Raw genomic sequence first — 15,863 nt, forward strand, 5'->3', positions numbered from 1 at the left:
TGAGGAGCACACAATGTCGTCAGGTAAATACCGCCAGCAGGATGTCCGCGCCGCGCGCGGCACCACACTTACCGCCAAAAGCTGGCTCACCGAAGCCCCGCTGCGCATGTTGATGAATAACCTCGATCCTGAGGTCGCGGAGAACCCCCACGAGCTGGTGGTGTATGGCGGCATAGGCCGCGCCGCGCGCAACTGGGAGTGCTATGACGCGATTGTTGAATCCCTGACTCATCTGGAACATGACGAAACCCTGCTGGTGCAATCCGGCAAACCGGTCGGCGTGTTCAAAACCCACAAGAATGCACCGCGCGTGCTGATCGCCAACTCTAACCTTGTCCCGCACTGGGCGACCTGGGAACACTTTAACGAGCTGGACGCCAAAGGGCTGGCGATGTATGGCCAGATGACGGCGGGAAGCTGGATCTACATCGGCAGTCAGGGGATTGTGCAGGGCACCTACGAAACCTTCGTGGAAGCCGGTCGTCAGCACTATAACGGTTCGCTGAAAGGTCGCTGGGTACTGACTGCCGGTCTGGGGGGAATGGGGGGCGCACAGCCGCTGGCCGCGACCCTTGCCGGTGCCTGCTCCCTGAACATCGAATGTCAGCAGAGCCGCATTGATTTCCGTCTGCGTACCCGTTACGTCGATGAACAGGCTGAAAACCTGGATGACGCGCTGGCACGCATCAAAAAATACACGTCAGAAGGCAAAGCGATGTCGATTGCGCTCTGCGGCAACGCGGCTGACATTCTCCCTGAACTGGTGGCCCGTGGTGTACGCCCGGATCTCGTCACCGACCAGACCAGCGCGCACGACCCCCTTCACGGCTATCTGCCATCGGGCTGGACGTGGGAAGCGTATCAGCAAAACGCCGAAAGTGACCCGGAAGGCACGGTGCTCGCCGCTAAACGTTCCATGGCGGAGCACGTGAACGCCATGCTGGCCTTTAGCCAGATGGGCATTCCGACATTTGATTACGGCAACAATATTCGCCAGATGGCGAAAGAGATGGGCGTGAGTAACGCCTTCGACTTCCCGGGGTTTGTGCCTGCCTATATTCGCCCGCTGTTCTGTCGCGGTATTGGTCCGTTCCGCTGGGTGGCCCTGTCCGGCGACCCGGAAGATATCTACAAAACTGACGCCAAAGTGAAGGAGATCGTCGCCGATGACGAACATCTGCACCACTGGCTGGATATGGCTCGCGAGCGCATTAACTTCCAGGGCTTGCCGGCGCGGATCTGCTGGGTCGGGCTGGAGTGGCGACAAAAACTGGGTCTGGCCTTTAACGAAATGGTGCGCAGCGGTGAAGTCTCCGCGCCGATTGTTATCGGACGCGACCATCTCGACTCGGGCTCTGTTGCCAGCCCGAACCGCGAAACCGAAGCCATGCGCGACGGCTCCGATGCCGTGTCCGACTGGCCACTGCTGAATGCCTTACTGAATACAGCCAGCGGGGCGACCTGGGTGTCGCTGCATCACGGTGGTGGCGTAGGGATGGGCTTCTCCCAGCACTCGGGAATGGTCATCGTGTGTGATGGTACGGATGAAGCGGCAGCGCGTATCGCTCGCGTGCTGCATAACGACCCGGCAACCGGCGTAATGCGCCACGCGGATGCCGGTTACGAGATTGCGATTGAATGTGCCAAAGAGCAGGGCCTGAACCTGCCGATGATCCCTGCCACACAAGGAAAGCATTAATGAACGCCTTAACCCTCACTCCCGGCTCACTGACGCTCAAACAGCTGCGTAACGTCTGGCGTCAACCGGTCACGCTCTCACTTGATGAAAGCGCCCACGCCGCGATTAACGACAGCGTTGCCTGCGTTGAAGCCATTATTGCCGAAGGACGTACCGCCTACGGCATCAACACCGGATTTGGTCTGCTGGCGCAGACGCGTATCGCCACGCACGATCTGGAAAATTTACAGCGCTCGCTGGTGCTTTCGCATGCGGCGGGTGTCGGTCAACCGCTGGATGATGACATTGTCCGCCTGATGATGGTGCTCAAAATCAACAGTCTGGCACGTGGGTTCTCCGGAATTCGCCTCAGCGTGATCGAGGCGCTGATGGCGCTGGTGAATGCGGAAGTCTATCCGTGGATCCCGGCAAAAGGTTCCGTCGGTGCATCCGGCGATCTTGCGCCGCTGGCCCATATGTCGCTGCTGCTGCTCGGTGAAGGTCAGGCTCGCTGGAAGGGCGAGTGGCTCCCTGCGAAAGAGGCGCTGAAAAAAGCCGGGTTAACCCCGATAACGCTGGCGGCGAAAGAGGGGCTGGCGCTGCTTAACGGGACCCAGGCCTCGACGGCGTTTGCGTTGCGTGGTCTGTTTGAAGCCGAAGATCTTTTCGCCTCCGCGGTCGTGTGCGGTGCGCTGACCACCGAGGCGGTGCTTGGCTCACGTCGTCCGTTTGACGCCCGTATCCACGAGGTGCGCGGCCAGCGCGGGCAGATTGACGCCGCGGCGATGTACCGTCACCTGCTGACCGAGACCAGCGATATTGCAGACTCTCACCATAACTGTGACAAGGTACAGGATCCGTATTCGCTTCGCTGTCAGCCCCAGGTGATGGGAGCCTGTCTGACGCAGCTGCGCCACGCGGCAGAAGTGCTGCTGGTGGAGGCGAATGCGGTGTCTGATAACCCGCTGGTGTTCGCTCAGGAAAACGAAGTGGTCTCCGGGGGGAATTTCCACGCCGAGCCTGTGGCGATGGTGGCGGATAATATCGCGCTGGCGATTGCGGAAGTGGGGGCCTTATCCGAACGTCGCATCGCGCTGATGATGGATAAACATATGTCCCAGCTGCCACCGTTCCTGGTCCGCAACGGCGGGGTTAACTCCGGTTTTATGATTGCCCAGGTGACGGCCGCGGCGCTGGCGAGCGAGAACAAGGCCCTGTCGCATCCGCACAGCGTGGACAGTCTGCCAACGTCAGCGAACCAGGAGGATCATGTCTCGATGGCCCCGGCCGCTGGACGTCGTCTGTGGGAGATGGCCGCCAACACCCGTGGCGTGCTGGCGGTGGAATGGCTGGCCGCATGTCAGGGCGTTGATCTGCGTGAAGGTCTGAAGTCCAGCCCGCTGCTGGAACAGGCGCGTCATCTGCTGCGTGAACAGGTCGCGCATTACAATGATGACCGTTTCTTTGCGCCGGATATTGATAAAGCGATCGCGCTGCTGGAGAAGGGAAGCCTGGTGGGCTTACTGCCTTCGGTGCTCTAAGATTTGCCCGGTGGCCCGGACACGTTCAGGCCACCGGTTTTTTTACGAATACATCGCCGTGATCGATGCGCTGCCCAGCGAATGAAAATGGACGTTAAAGCCGACCATTGCGCCACTCGCGCCCTCATCCACCTCAATCTTGTCCACATCCAGCGCGTGAACCGTGAAGATATAGCGGTGCGTTTCCCCTTTTGGCGGCGCGGCGCCACCGTAACCCGCTTTGCCAAAATCGGTTCGGGTCTGGATAGCGCCTTCAGGCAGCGCCACCAGGTCAGAGCCGGAACCTTGCGGCAGAACGCGCGTATCCGCAGGCAGGTTCGCCACTATCCAGTGCCACCACCCTGAGCCTGTAGGGGCATCCGGGTCATAGCAGGTGACAACAAAGCTTTTGGTTCCCGCCGGAACATCGTCCCACGCCAGATGCGGAGAGATATTATCCCCCTGATAACCCATGCCGTTAAAAACGTGGCGTTCAGGCAGTTTTTCCCCGTCGCGCAGATCTTTACTGATGATTTTCATACGATTTACCTCGGTACCCGATTATGCAAAAAGTGTAATGCATAAACAGAGTACCGACGTTAACGCTCAGGGTTAAATCGCAAAATGTGCGGGAATGTTAACGGCGTCAACTACCGCAGCCGTTAACTGACGTAGCTGAGCCGGCGAGATAACATAAGGTGGCATCAGATAGATAAGCTTGCCGAAAGGACGCACCCACACCCCCCGTTCCACGAAGAAACGCTGCAGCGCCGCCATGTTAACCGGATGGGTAGTCTCAATCACGCCGATGGCACCCAGCACGCGCACATCCGCCACGAATTCAGCCGCTGACGCTGCGCTCAGCTCCTGGCGAAGCTGCGCTTCAATCGTCGCGACCTGCGTTTGCCACTCGCCGCTCTCGAGAATGGCCAGGCTTTCGCTCGCCACCGCGCAGGCCAGCGGGTTGCCCATAAACGTCGGGCCGTGCATAAAGCAGCCCGCGTCGCCGTCGCTGATGGTGTCGGCAACGTGGCGCGTTGTCAGCGTGGCGGACAACGTCATGGTGCCGCCGGTCAGCGCTTTACCCAGACACAGAATATCCGGTGCGATCCCCGCATGCTCGCAGGCGAACAGCTTGCCGGTGCGGCCAAAGCCGGTGGCGATCTCATCGGCAATCAGCAGAATGCCCTCGCGATCGCACATCTTACGAATGCGCGTCAGCCACGCCGGGTGGTACATCCGCATCCCGCCTGCACCCTGCACAACCGGCTCAAGAATAACGGCGGCAATCTCATGGCGGTGGGCAGCCATCAGCCGCGCAAAACCGACCATGTCCATTTCATCCCACTCCCCGTCAAAACGGCTTTGCGGTGCCGGGGCAAAGAGGTTCTCTGGCAGATAGCCCTTCCACAGGCTGTGCATGGAGTTATCCGGATCGCACACCGACATCGCGCCGAACGTGTCGCCGTGATAGCCGTTGCGGAAGGTGAGGAACCGCTGGCGGGCCTCACCTCTGGCGTGCCAGTACTGCAGCGCCATTTTCATCGCCACTTCCACGGCAACAGAACCGGAATCTGCAAGGAAAACGCACTCCAGCGGGGCCGGGGTCATCGCGACCAGACGCCGGCACAGGTCAACCGCAGGCTGATGGGTGATACCGCCAAACATCACGTGCGACATCTGGTCAATCTGCGCTTTCATCGCCGCATTCAGACGCGGGTGGTTATACCCGTGAATAGCCGCCCACCAGGATGACATGCCGTCCACAAGCGACTCACCGCTGCTCAGGGTCAGTTCGCATCCGTGAGCCGAGGCGACCGGGTAAACGGGTAGGGGGCGGGTAGTGGAAGTGTAAGGGTGCCAGATATGCTGCTTGTCGAAGGCGAGATCGTCCTGGGTCATAATCGACTTGTAAACCATTTTGAAAAGTTTTAGGTTTACGAGTATAAACCGATCTGAAAATTAACAAAACCCTTTGGAGAAGCCCCATGGCTCACCACGCACGCTGGACGATGTCGCAAGTTACTGAATTATTCAATAAACCTTTCCTTGAGCTGATGTTTGAAGCCCAACAGGTGCATCGTCAGCACTTCGATCCACGCCATGTGCAGGTCAGTACGCTGCTGTCGATCAAGACCGGCGCATGCCCAGAAGATTGCAAATACTGCCCGCAAAGTGCGCGCTATAAAACCGGGCTTGAATCTGAACGACTGATGGAAGTGGAGCAGGTGCTCGACTCCGCCCGTAAGGCGAAAAATGCAGGCTCAACCCGATTCTGTATGGGCGCGGCATGGAAAAACCCGCACGATCGCGACATGCCGTATCTGGAGCAGATGGTGAAAGGGGTGAAAGAGATGGGGCTGGAAGCCTGCATGACCCTTGGCACGCTGAACGAAGAGCAGGCGCAACGCCTTTCCGCAGCGGGGCTGGATTACTACAACCACAACCTCGACACCTCCCCTGAATTTTACGGCAATATCATCACCACGCGGACCTATCAGGAGCGTCTCGACACCCTGGATAAAGTGCGTGACGCCGGCATCAAAGTCTGTTCAGGCGGGATTGTGGGACTGGGTGAAACGGTGAAAGACCGTGCGGGTCTTCTGCTGCAGCTGGCGAACCTGCCCACGCCGCCGGAAAGCGTGCCGATCAACATGCTGGTGAAAGTTAAAGGTACGCCACTGGCGGATAACGAAGACGTGGATGCATTTGATTTTATCCGCACCATTGCGGTCGCGCGTATCATGATGCCGACCTCCTACGTGCGCCTCTCGGCGGGTCGTGAGCAGATGAGCGAGCAGACGCAGGCGATGTGCTTTATGGCCGGGGCCAACTCCATCTTCTACGGCTGCAAACTGCTGACCACCCCGAACCCGGAAGAGGACAAAGACGTCCAGTTGTTCCGCAAGCTGGGGCTGAACCCGCATCAGACCGACGTCCTGACGGGGGATAACGAGCAACAGCAGCAGCTGGAGCAGCAGATTTTCAACGCCGATACTGACCAGTTCTACAACGCGGCAACCGTATGACCTGGCAGGCACGTATCCATTCCGCGCTCGAAGAACGGCGGGCGGCAGATGCCTTTCGCGTTCGCAACGTGGTAGAAAACGGCGCAGGCCGTTTTCTCACCCGCGAGGGCCGGCAGTTTTGCAATTTCTCCAGCAATGATTATCTCGGGCTGAGCCAGCACCCGGCAATCGTCCGCGCCTGGCAACAGGGGGCGGAGCGGTTTGGCGTCGGCAGCGGCGGTTCGGGGCATGTCAGCGGCTACACCACGGCGCATCAGGCGCTGGAGGAGGCCCTTGCCGACTGGCTGGGGTATCCGCGTGCGTTGCTGTTCATTTCAGGTTTTGCCGCCAACCAGGCGGTCATCGCTGCGCTAATGGGCAAGGACGACCGCATTGTTGCCGACCGCTTAAGTCACGCCTCGCTGCTGGAAGCGGCAAGTTTAAGCCCTGCGCAGCTCCGCCGCTTTGCCCATAACGATGCGGCTCAGCTTGCTGGCCTGCTCGATAAGCCCTGCACCGGACAGCAGCTGGTGGTCACAGAAGGGGTGTTCAGCATGGACGGCGACAGCGCACCGCTGCGTCCGCTGCATGAGACGGCGCAGCGACAAAACGCCTGGCTGCTGGTTGATGATGCCCATGGTATTGGCGTGATGGGTGAGGAAGGGCGCGGTAGCGTCCATCAGCAAAACGTGAAGCCGGAACTGCTGGTGGTGACTTTCGGGAAAGGTTTTGGCGTGAGCGGGGCGGCCGTGTTGTGCAGCGAGTCTGTCGCCGACTATCTGCTGCAGTTCGCCCGTCATCTCATTTACAGCACCAGTATGCCGCCCGCACAGGCCGTGGCGCTGTCTGCATCACTGGCGGTGATCCGCAGCGCTGAAGGTGCGGAACGACGGGCGCGTCTGGCGGAACATATTCGGCGTTTTCGCCAGGGGTTACGCCATCTCCCGTTCCAGAGCACCGATTCGCAGAGCGCAATCCAGCCGGTGATGGTGGGGGAAAACGGTCTGGCTCTCACGCTGGCGCAGACGCTTCGCGAGCGGGGGATATGGGTGACGGCTATTCGTCCACCAACCGTACCGCCAGGCACTGCCCGGCTGCGTCTGACGCTCACGGCGGCGCACGAAGCAGAGGATATCGAGGCACTTCTGGAGGCGCTGCATGACACCCGTGAATAAACAGGCGATCGCGGCGGCATTTGGCCGGGCCGCGCGCAGCTATTCGCAGCACGATGAACTCCAGCGTCAGAGCGCGCAGGGTCTGCTTGCTTTACTCAACGAGACCCGGTTCTCTCAGGTGCTGGACGCCGGGTGTGGGCCGGGTGCCAATAGCCGACACTGGCGTGCGGCCGGCAGCGAGGTGACGGCTATCGATCTGTCGCCCGATATGCTCGAGGAGGCCCGTCAGCAGCAGGCCGCGCACCACTATCTGGTTGCCGATATTGAGTCCATTCCGCTGCCGGATGCGCGGTTTGATCTGGTCTGGAGCCATCTGGCGGTACAGTGGTGCAGTAGTCTCCCGCAGGCATTAAACGAGCTTTATCGCGTGGCGCGCCCGGGCGGATGCGTGGCCTTCACCACGCTGCTGGAAAGCTCTTTACCGGAGCTCAATCAGGCGTGGAAAGCGGTGGATGAACAACCTCACGCTAACCGTTTTTTGCCGCACGAGCAGGTCATCCACGCGCTGGCGGGGTGGCGCTATCGCTGTGCTGAGCAGACCATTACGCTGAATTTCGACGATGCCTTCAGCGCCATGCGCTCCCTGAAGGGCATTGGCGCGACCCATCTGCATGCGGGGCGTGAAAAGAAACCTCTTACCCGCGGCCAGTTGCAGCGTCTGGAGCTGGCGTGGCCGCAGCAGCGGGGGCAGTTCCCGCTCTCATATCAACTTTTTCATGGGATTATTGAACGTGACTGAACGTTATTTTGTCACCGGAACAGATACCGAAGTGGGCAAGACGGTTGCCAGCTCAGCGCTGCTGCAGGCGGCGCGCATGCAGGGAAAAACCACCGCCGGATACAAGCCTGTCGCCTCCGGCAGCGAGATGACGGCGCACGGGTTACGCAATACCGACGCGCTGGCGCTCCAGCGTAACAGCACGCTTGAACTTGCCTATTCAGCGGTGAATCCGTATACCTTTGCCGAGCCCACCTCGCCGCATATTATCAGCGCCGATGAAGGTCGCCCGATTGATTTTGCCGTGCTTTCTGCCGGGTTACGCGCCCTTGAACGCCAGGCTGACTGGGTGCTGGTGGAGGGCGCCGGTGGCTGGTTTACGCCACTTTCGGCGGACCAGACCTTTGCTGACTGGGTGCAAATCGAGCAGCTGCCGGTAATCCTGGTGGTAGGGGTCAAACTCGGCTGTATCAACCATGCGATGCTGACTGCCCAGGCCGTTCAGCAGGCCGGGCTGCGCCTGGCCGGCTGGATAGCCAACGACGTGGTTGCGCCGGGCAGGCGACATCAGGAGTATCTGGCAACGCTGAAGCGGGTGCTTCCTGCGCCGTTTCTTGGGGAGATCCCGTGGCTGGCTGACACTGCCGGGTGCGCTGAAACCGGGCATTACCTCGATCTCAGCGTCTTGCCTCCAGCGACATCCAGTGGGCGATAAGCTCGTCGTCCAGCTCGTTAACGTGGCCCTGGGCCACGTTACGCCCGCGATACAGCATGCAAAAGCGCTCCGCGACCCGGCGGATAAACGACAGCTGCTGCTCAGCTAACAACACCGTCATTCCCAGTTCCCGGTTTAACCGCACCAGCAGCTGGCTCAGCTTCTGGGCGAAGCTGTGGCCCGCGCCATGCATCGGTTCATCCAGAATCAGCATCCGCGGACGGATGACCAGTGCATTGGCCAGCGCCAGCTGATACTGGTCGTCTGGCGAAAGCGTGTTGGCCCGGGTTTGTCGCAGCGCATAGAGTTCCGGAAAGAGGTCGTAAACGTCACTTTTCGCTTCAGGGTCTGGTTTCCCTGTCGCCCGCATGGCGATATGCAGATTTTCATCAATGGTTAACTGGGAGAAAATCCGCCTGTCCTGCGGGACATAGCCTATTCCCGGGCCAGCGAAGGGTTCTGGCGTCTGGCTAAGCAAATCTCGCGGCGGTGCACCGGCTTCGTGCCAGATGATGGTGCCGCTGTCGACAGGCACTTTCCCGGCGATGCAATTCATCAGGGTCGTTTTGCCCATCCCCGGCAGGCCAACAACGCCTGTACACATGCCTTTGGGAAAATCTAAATCCACGTTCCATAGCGTATGTTGGCTTCCGTAAAACTGGTTAACTGCACGCAGACTCAACATCTTTCTCTCCTTAAAAATCTGTGTGGATGAGGCTCATTGTGGGATGTGCAAAACTCCTGCCAGAAACCCTAAATTGATTAAAAAAGAGACTTTTTTAGGAATTTATCCGGGATAAGCGGTGTGTGATTACCCCCCTTTGCACATCCGCGGTGCCGGACGTGATGAGTTGTGGTGCAGGGTTAAAATGGTGGAAATGTGAGCAAGATCGCATCGGTTGGTTATGAATGACACAACTGTTTATCAGCAAAAAATAGCTATAAAAAATTTTTGCTGCCGTTTCGTGGGAAAAGTCGGGAATTTGCTGAGCGGCGGTCTGCACGGGCTGGAAGCAGTTATCCACTATTCCTGTGGATAACCATGTGCATTAGAGTTAGAAAACACGCGATAAGCGAGAGAAGACGCGGGTTACGACCAAATTGGCGCGAAACGCGGCTTTAGAAAATATCGCTTAATATTTAATTGGTTAGATAAAAGCAATTGCCGTAATGAAAGTGTCACCTGTTGCCATAAAACTATCATTACCTGGCTTGACAAATGTTAAAAAAGAAAAAGTTCTGGGGATAACCCGTCCTGACTGGTGTTTTATGTTGTCACGGTCCAAATTTTGACCGCTATCGCGCTAATCACCCTGCCGGTACTCTAAATATCCTGACATGCTACTGGTTTTTCATCCAGTGTTTTTTACTGGCATTCCTGGCAGCAACGAGTAAAATTACTCACCTGCCGCTTATAACGTCATCAGGTTGTCGCCCATGAGTAAACCGTTCAAATTGAATTCTGCATTCCGTCCTTCCGGCGATCAGCCTGAGGCGATCCGACGTCTCGAAGAGGGGCTGGAAGATGGGCTGGCGCACCAGACGCTGCTGGGGGTAACCGGTTCGGGCAAAACGTTTACCATTGCCAACGTTATCGCCGATCTGCAGCGCCCCACGATGGTGCTGGCCCCAAACAAAACCCTGGCCGCTCAGCTTTACGGTGAGATGAAAGAGTTCTTCCCGGATAACGCCGTGGAATATTTTGTCTCCTACTACGATTACTACCAGCCTGAAGCGTATGTCCCGAGCTCTGACACCTTCATTGAGAAAGATGCCTCGGTGAACGAACACATTGAGCAGATGCGTCTGTCGGCGACGAAGGCGCTCCTTGAGCGTCGCGATGTGGTGGTGGTGGCGTCAGTGTCGGCTATCTACGGTCTGGGCGATCCGGATCTCTATCTCAAGATGATGCTGCACCTGACCCAGGGGATGATCATCGATCAGCGCGCTATTTTACGCCGTCTGACAGAGCTGCAGTACACCCGTAACGATCAGGCGTTCCAGCGCGGTACCTTCCGCGTGCGCGGCGAGGTGATTGATATCTTCCCGGCAGAGTCGGACGATATCGCCCTGCGCGTTGAGCTGTTTGACGAAGAAGTTGAACGCCTGTCGCTGTTTGACCCGCTGACCGGCCACGTCGAGTCGGTTGTTCAGCGCTATACCATCTACCCGAAAACGCACTACGTGACGCCACGCGAGCGTATCGTGCAGGCGATGGAAGAGATCAAAGTTGAACTGGCAGACCGCCGTAAGGTGCTTCTGGCGAATAATAAGCTGCTGGAAGAGCAACGCCTGAGCCAGCGCACCCAGTTTGACCTGGAGATGATGAACGAGCTGGGCTACTGCTCCGGTATCGAAAACTACTCACGTTTCCTCTCCGGGCGTGGTCCGGGCGAGCCACCGCCGACGCTGTTTGACTATCTGCCGGCAGACGGTCTGCTGGTGATCGACGAATCTCACGTGACTATCCCGCAAATTGGCGGGATGTATCGCGGTGACCGGGCGCGTAAAGAGACGCTGGTGGAGTATGGTTTCCGTCTGCCATCGGCGCTGGATAACCGTCCCATGAAGTTTGAAGAATTTGAGGCGCTGGCACCGCAAACCATCTACGTCTCGGCTACGCCGGGCAACTACGAGCTTGAAAAATCGGGCGATGAGGTGGTTGACCAGGTGGTGCGTCCGACCGGGCTGCTGGATCCGATTATCGAGGTGCGTCCGGTCGCCACTCAGGTTGACGATCTGCTGTCAGAAATCCGTATCCGCGCGGCCATCAACGAGCGCGTGCTGGTAACGACGTTGACCAAGCGCATGGCGGAAGATCTCACCGAGTATCTTGAGGAGCACGGTGAGCGGGTGCGTTACCTCCACTCGGATATCGATACCGTCGAGCGTATGGAGATCATCCGCGACCTGCGTCTGGGCGAGTTTGACGTGCTGGTGGGTATCAACCTGCTGCGAGAAGGCCTGGATATGCCAGAAGTCTCGCTGGTGGCGATTCTGGATGCCGACAAAGAAGGCTTCCTGCGTTCTGAACGCTCCCTGATCCAGACCATTGGCCGTGCCGCGCGTAACGTTAACGGTAAAGCGATCCTTTACGGTGACAAAATTACCCCGTCAATGGCGAAAGCAATTGGCGAAACGGAGCGTCGTCGTGAGAAACAGCAGCGTTACAACGAAGAGCACGGCATTACGCCGCAGGGCCTGAACAAGAAAGTGGTGGATATTCTGGCGCTGGGTCAGAACATTGCGAAGACCAAAGCGAAAGGGCGCGGGAAAGCGCGTTCAGTGGTTGAGCCGGATACCGTCGAGCTGACGCCAAAAGCGCTGCAGCAGAAAATCCACGAACTGGAAGGGCAGATGATGCAGCATGCGCAGAACCTCGAATTCGAAGAGGCCGCGCAAATCCGCGACCAGCTGCATCAGCTGCGCGATCTGTTTATCGCCGCCTCCTAGGTAAAAGCAAAATGACAGCCGCAGGCTGTCATTTTTTTAGTGGTTGCACTCTCCCGTGGGAGAGTGGTCGGGTGAAGGCTAATCTCTATCCCAGGTCCTGAATCGCCTTCTCCAGCGCTTCACGCAGCAGGTGACGGTCGTGGCGATATTTGATATCGCTCGCTTCCAGCGGCTCCTGCACCACCACGCGATCGCCAATTCCTGATACATCAACTTTCGGGCCGACCACCACGCCATCGATGATTTTCTTCCCGACGTACTGCTCCATCAAATTCAGTTTGTCCGCCAGCGACAGGCTGGCCGCCGCCGGGCTCAGCTCACGGCCTAAATTGCCGATGTAAACCATGGGGGCGGGCGTTCTGCGCAGGGCCTGTGCCAGCTCTTTGACCAGTAAAATGGGCATCAGACTGGTGTAAAAACTGCCCGGCCCAATCAAAATCAAATCCGCTTCGCCGATGGCCTCAATGGCTTCACGCGTGGCGGGCACGCTTGGGTAGGTCATCAGCTCTTTTGGCGGCACGGTAAGCTGGTCGATGTTTACTTCGCCATAAACCTCGTGCCCTTCCGCATCGATCGCCATTAAATCGACCGGTTGTTCGGACATTGGGATCAGGAACGCGTCAACCTTGAGCAGGTTTCGGATCAAATTGATGGCTTCCAGCGGGCGCACTGACAGGTGATCCAGCGCTTTAAGCATCAAATTTCCAAGGTTATGGCCGGAAAGTTCGCCGTTACCGCCAAAACGGTACTCAAACATCGCCGAAGCGACGCTCGGCTCGGTAATTAGCTGGTTCAGACAATTACGCATATCGCCCCAGGCGATACCCCCTTCCGCGCGTCGAATACGCCCGGTGGAGCCGCCATTATCCGTGGTTGTCACTATCCCTGTCAGCCTTGAGCCAAGTGAAGACAGAGAAGACATCACTCGCCCCAGACCATGGCCTCCGCCAAGAGCGACAACACGGTCAAGATCCGCAAAAGTGCGATTGCGCATACACATTCCTTATCACGTTCGATCTGCGTAACACTACCCTAACTACCCCTAAAAGACGATGCCTCACCCGGCGCAAAATGACGTATATCAATGTGAATATGCTGTTTTTAGGTATTCTGTAGCGAAAATACACGATTATGTCGTTATGTACATGGTTATATAGCGTTAAGTGATAATGGCGAAGGGAAGATTTCCGCGCTACTATCGCCATAACCACGTTTTCAAATTTGAAAACATACACTCGAGCCCTGGCGCCTGTGTCGAAAGATATGGCGTCCTGGCCGTGGCGAATATGCCACCAGGGTACAGAAAGAAATGACTGTGCCTCCCGTCTCTGGAAAGGTGTACATGGCTTCACAACTTACTGATGCATTCGCGCGTAAGTTTTTTTACTTACGTCTGTCGATTACCGATGTGTGCAACTTCCGTTGCACCTACTGTCTGCCCGATGGCTACAAACCGGGCAGCGTCACCAATAACGGCTTTCTCTCCGTGGACGAAGTGCGCCGCGTCACGCGCGCATTCTCTGAACTCGGCACGGAAAAGGTCCGCCTGACCGGAGGGGAACCCTCTCTGCGTCGTGATTTCCCCGATATCATTGCTGCGGTGCGTGAGAACGATCGTATCCGTCAGATTGCGGTCACCACCAACGGGTACCGCATGGCCCGTGACGTTGCAACCTGGCGCGACGCGGGCTTAACCGCCATCAACGTCAGCGTGGACAGCCTCGATGCCCGCCAGTTTCATGCCATTACCGGCCAGGATAAATTCCGCCAGGTGATGGATGGAATTGACGCGGCGTTCAGTGCCGGGTTCCAGAAGGTCAAAGTCAATACGGTGCTGATGCGTGACGTCAACCATCACCAGCTTGATACCTTCCTGGCGTGGATCAAATCCCGCCCCATCCAGTTGCGTTTTATCGAGCTGATGGAAACTGGCGAGGGCAGTGAGCTGTTCCGTCGGCATCACATCTCCGGGATGGTGTTGCGAGATGAGCTGCTGAAACGCGGCTGGATCCACCAGATCCGTCAGCGCAGCGACGGCCCGGCGCAGGTTTTTTGTCACCCGGATTACGAAGGGGAAATCGGGCTTATCATGCCGTATGAGAAAGACTTCTGTGCCAGCTGTAACCGTCTTCGCGTCTCCTCCGTTGGTAAGCTGCATCTGTGCCTGTTCGGGGATGGCGGTGTCGACCTTCGCGATCTGCTGGCGGAAGACGCCCAACAGGCCGCGCTTGAAGCGCGGATTTCTGAAGCTCTGACGCACAAAAAACAGACCCACTTCCTGCATCAGGGCAACACCGGCATTACTCAGAACCTGTCCTACATTGGCGGGTAATCAGGCTTAAGAAGGAACCAGAAGATGAGTCAGGTTAGCGCGGAATTTATCCCGACACGCATTGCTATTCTTACCGTTTCCGACCGCCGCGGTGAAGAGGATGACACCTCCGGCCACTGGCTGCGCGATGCGGCACATGATGCCGGGCACAGTATTGTTGATAAGGCGATCGTGAAAGAGAACCGTTATGCCATTCGTGCACGGGTCTCTCAGTGGATTGCCAGCGATGAGGTGCAGGTGGTGCTGATCACCGGTGGCACCGGTTTTACCACAGGCGACCAGGCTCCCGAGGCGCTCGTCCCGCTGTTTGACCGGGAAGTGGAAGGCTTTGGTGAAGTGTTCCGCATGCTCTCGTTTGAAGAGATTGGCACCTCCACGCTGCAGTCGCGTGCGGTGGCCGGTGTGGCGAACGGCACGTTGATTTTTGCCATGCCAGGCTCGACAAAAGCGTGTCGCACCGCGTGGGAAAATATCATTGCGCCGCAGCTGGATGCCCGTACCCGTCCGTGTAATTTCCATCCCCATTTAAAGAAATAAGTTATGTCGCAACTGACCCACATTAACGCCGCTGGCGAAGCACATATGGTGGATGTCTCCGCCAAAGCCGAAACGGTGCGTGAGGCGCGTGCTGAAGCCTTCGTGACCATGTTGCCAGAGACCCTGGCGATGATTATTGACGGCAGCCATCACAAAGGCGACGTCTTTGCCACCGCCCGCATCGCCGGGATCCAGGCTGCGAAACGCACCTGGGACTTAATTCCGCTCTGCCACCCGCTGATGCTGAGCAAGGTGGAAGTTAACCTGCAGGCGCAGCCGGAGCACAACCGCGTGCGCATCGAGTCGCTCTGCCGCTTAACCGGGAAAACCGGGGTTGAGATGGAAGCCCTGACGGCGGCCTCTGTCGCCGCGTTGACTATCTATGACATGTGCAAAGCGGTGCAGAAAGATATGGTGATTGGCCCGGTTCGTTTGCTGGCGAAAAGCGGTGGTAAATCCGGTGATTTTAAGGTGGGCAACCATGATTAAGGTGCTCTTTTTTGCTCAGGTCCGCGAGCTGGTGGGCACCGACAGCCTGACGCTTGATGCCCACTTTGACACCGTTGCCGACCTGCGTGCGCATCTTGCCGCGCAAAGCGACCGCTGGGCGCTGGCGCTGGATGAAGGCAAGCTGCTGGCCGCGGTTAACCAGACGCTGGTGGAGCTGACTCATCCGCTGACGGCCGGGGATGAAGTGGCCTTCTTCCCGCCGGTGACAGGAGGCTAA

General features: G+C 57.9%; 15 protein-coding genes and 1 riboswitch. Of the genes, 11 read left to right on the top strand and 4 right to left on the bottom strand.

What is annotated here, in order from left to right; translation table 11 throughout:
• Positions 1-13: 13 nt before the first annotated feature.
• Together hutU and hutH are read left to right on the top strand one after the other, a co-directional pair.
• Positions 14-1,699 carry a urocanate hydratase gene (gene hutU, locus QRN24_RS19900; protein ID WP_032677715.1) on the top strand — a complete coding sequence of 562 codons (1,686 nt, stop codon included), beginning with the start codon at positions 14-16 and terminating at the stop codon, positions 1,697-1,699.
• On the top strand, positions 1,699-3,219 hold the full coding sequence (gene hutH, locus QRN24_RS19905; protein WP_284942982.1) for a histidine ammonia-lyase: 1,521 nt from the start codon (positions 1,699-1,701) through the stop codon (positions 3,217-3,219). Before hutU ends, hutH begins: the two co-directional genes overlap by 1 nt.
• Positions 3,220-3,261: 42 nt before the next feature.
• Here hutH and QRN24_RS19910 read toward each other — a convergent pair whose 3' ends face one another.
• On the bottom strand, positions 3,262-3,738 hold the full coding sequence (locus QRN24_RS19910) for a kinase inhibitor (RefSeq protein ID WP_014169213.1): 477 nt from the start codon (positions 3,736-3,738) through the stop codon (positions 3,262-3,264).
• 72 nt (positions 3,739-3,810) lie between these two features.
• Complete coding sequence (gene bioA / locus QRN24_RS19915) at positions 3,811-5,100, bottom strand: adenosylmethionine--8-amino-7-oxononanoate transaminase (protein WP_040016968.1); 1,290 nt, start codon at positions 5,098-5,100, stop codon at positions 3,811-3,813.
• A gap of 86 nt (positions 5,101-5,186) precedes the next feature.
• Here bioA and bioB point away from each other — a divergent pair, with 86 nt between their 5' ends.
• From bioB to bioD, 4 genes are read left to right on the top strand one after another with little or no spacing between them, the layout of a single operon-like run.
• Positions 5,187-6,227 (top strand): biotin synthase BioB, encoded by a 1,041-nt coding sequence (gene bioB, locus QRN24_RS19920; RefSeq protein WP_014169215.1) that lies wholly within the window; start codon positions 5,187-5,189, stop codon positions 6,225-6,227.
• Positions 6,224-7,381, top strand: coding sequence for an 8-amino-7-oxononanoate synthase (bioF, locus tag QRN24_RS19925; RefSeq protein WP_149376161.1), 1,158 nt, complete (start codon positions 6,224-6,226; stop codon positions 7,379-7,381). The genes bioB and bioF overlap by 4 nt, the downstream gene beginning before the upstream one ends.
• Positions 7,365-8,120 (top strand): malonyl-ACP O-methyltransferase BioC, encoded by a 756-nt coding sequence (bioC, locus tag QRN24_RS19930; RefSeq protein WP_047357125.1) that lies wholly within the window; start codon positions 7,365-7,367, stop codon positions 8,118-8,120. Before bioF ends, bioC begins: the two co-directional genes overlap by 17 nt.
• Entirely contained in the window at positions 8,113-8,814 is a 702-nt protein-coding gene (bioD, locus tag QRN24_RS19935; protein ID WP_032670604.1) for a dethiobiotin synthase, read from the top strand. The genes bioC and bioD overlap by 8 nt, the downstream gene beginning before the upstream one ends.
• Here bioD and QRN24_RS19940 read toward each other — a convergent pair.
• A complete protein-coding gene (locus QRN24_RS19940) occupies positions 8,777-9,499 on the bottom strand; it encodes an ABC transporter ATP-binding protein (RefSeq protein ID WP_014169219.1) in 723 nt (240 codons plus the stop codon). The two genes, bioD and QRN24_RS19940, sit on opposite strands and share 38 nt — an antisense overlap.
• 752 nt (positions 9,500-10,251) lie before the next feature.
• Here QRN24_RS19940 and uvrB point away from each other — a divergent pair.
• Positions 10,252-12,267 carry an excinuclease ABC subunit UvrB gene (gene uvrB / locus QRN24_RS19945; protein ID WP_020884934.1) on the top strand — a complete coding sequence of 672 codons (2,016 nt, stop codon included), beginning with the start codon at positions 10,252-10,254 and terminating at the stop codon, positions 12,265-12,267.
• A gap of 85 nt (positions 12,268-12,352) precedes the next feature.
• On the opposite strand, the gene yvcK is transcribed toward uvrB, so the two are convergent.
• Positions 12,353-13,261, bottom strand: coding sequence for a uridine diphosphate-N-acetylglucosamine-binding protein YvcK (gene yvcK / locus QRN24_RS19950; protein WP_020884933.1), 909 nt, complete (start codon positions 13,259-13,261; stop codon positions 12,353-12,355).
• Between the two features lie 226 nt (positions 13,262-13,487).
• Positions 13,488-13,622: riboswitch (molybdenum cofactor riboswitch) on the top strand.
• Between yvcK and moaA the strand changes: the two genes are divergently transcribed.
• The 4 genes from moaA (at position 13,610) to moaD (ending at position 15,863) form a co-directional block, all read left to right on the top strand.
• Positions 13,610-14,599 carry a GTP 3',8-cyclase MoaA gene (gene moaA / locus QRN24_RS19955; RefSeq protein ID WP_032681391.1) on the top strand — a complete coding sequence of 330 codons (990 nt, stop codon included), beginning with the start codon at positions 13,610-13,612 and terminating at the stop codon, positions 14,597-14,599. (Overlaps the previous riboswitch by 13 nt.)
• Positions 14,600-14,623: 24 nt before the next feature.
• Positions 14,624-15,136, top strand: coding sequence for a molybdenum cofactor biosynthesis protein B (moaB, locus tag QRN24_RS19960; protein ID WP_020884931.1), 513 nt, complete (start codon positions 14,624-14,626; stop codon positions 15,134-15,136).
• 3 nt (positions 15,137-15,139) lie between these two features.
• Positions 15,140-15,625, top strand: a complete 486-nt coding sequence (gene moaC, locus QRN24_RS19965; protein ID WP_079231253.1) for a cyclic pyranopterin monophosphate synthase MoaC — start codon at positions 15,140-15,142, stop codon at positions 15,623-15,625.
• Positions 15,618-15,863 (top strand): molybdopterin synthase sulfur carrier subunit, encoded by a 246-nt coding sequence (gene moaD, locus QRN24_RS19970; RefSeq protein ID WP_284942983.1) that lies wholly within the window; start codon positions 15,618-15,620, stop codon positions 15,861-15,863. The genes moaC and moaD overlap by 8 nt, the downstream gene beginning before the upstream one ends.

This window comes from Enterobacter sp. MEB024, assembly GCF_030209635.1.
Classification (GTDB): Bacteria; Pseudomonadota; Gammaproteobacteria; order Enterobacterales; family Enterobacteriaceae; genus Enterobacter; species Enterobacter ludwigii.

Coding starts and splice junctions, on each gene's coding strand:
- hutU (WP_032677715.1), top strand. CDS start 14: ATGTCGTCAGGTAAATACCGCCAGCAGGATGTCCGCGCCGCGCGCGGC.
- hutH (WP_284942982.1), top strand. CDS start 1,699: ATGAACGCCTTAACCCTCACTCCCGGCTCACTGACGCTCAAACAGCTG.
- QRN24_RS19910 (WP_014169213.1), bottom strand. CDS start 3,738: ATGAAAATCATCAGTAAAGATCTGCGCGACGGGGAAAAACTGCCTGAA.
- bioA (WP_040016968.1), bottom strand. CDS start 5,100: ATGACCCAGGACGATCTCGCCTTCGACAAGCAGCATATCTGGCACCCT.
- bioB (WP_014169215.1), top strand. CDS start 5,187: ATGGCTCACCACGCACGCTGGACGATGTCGCAAGTTACTGAATTATTC.
- bioF (WP_149376161.1), top strand. CDS start 6,224: ATGACCTGGCAGGCACGTATCCATTCCGCGCTCGAAGAACGGCGGGCG.
- bioC (WP_047357125.1), top strand. CDS start 7,365: ATGACACCCGTGAATAAACAGGCGATCGCGGCGGCATTTGGCCGGGCC.
- QRN24_RS19940 (WP_014169219.1), bottom strand. CDS start 9,499: ATGTTGAGTCTGCGTGCAGTTAACCAGTTTTACGGAAGCCAACATACG.
- uvrB (WP_020884934.1), top strand. CDS start 10,252: ATGAGTAAACCGTTCAAATTGAATTCTGCATTCCGTCCTTCCGGCGAT.
- yvcK (WP_020884933.1), bottom strand. CDS start 13,261: ATGCGCAATCGCACTTTTGCGGATCTTGACCGTGTTGTCGCTCTTGGC.
- moaA (WP_032681391.1), top strand. CDS start 13,610: ATGGCTTCACAACTTACTGATGCATTCGCGCGTAAGTTTTTTTACTTA.
- moaB (WP_020884931.1), top strand. CDS start 14,624: ATGAGTCAGGTTAGCGCGGAATTTATCCCGACACGCATTGCTATTCTT.
- moaC (WP_079231253.1), top strand. CDS start 15,140: ATGTCGCAACTGACCCACATTAACGCCGCTGGCGAAGCACATATGGTG.
- moaD (WP_284942983.1), top strand. CDS start 15,618: ATGATTAAGGTGCTCTTTTTTGCTCAGGTCCGCGAGCTGGTGGGCACC.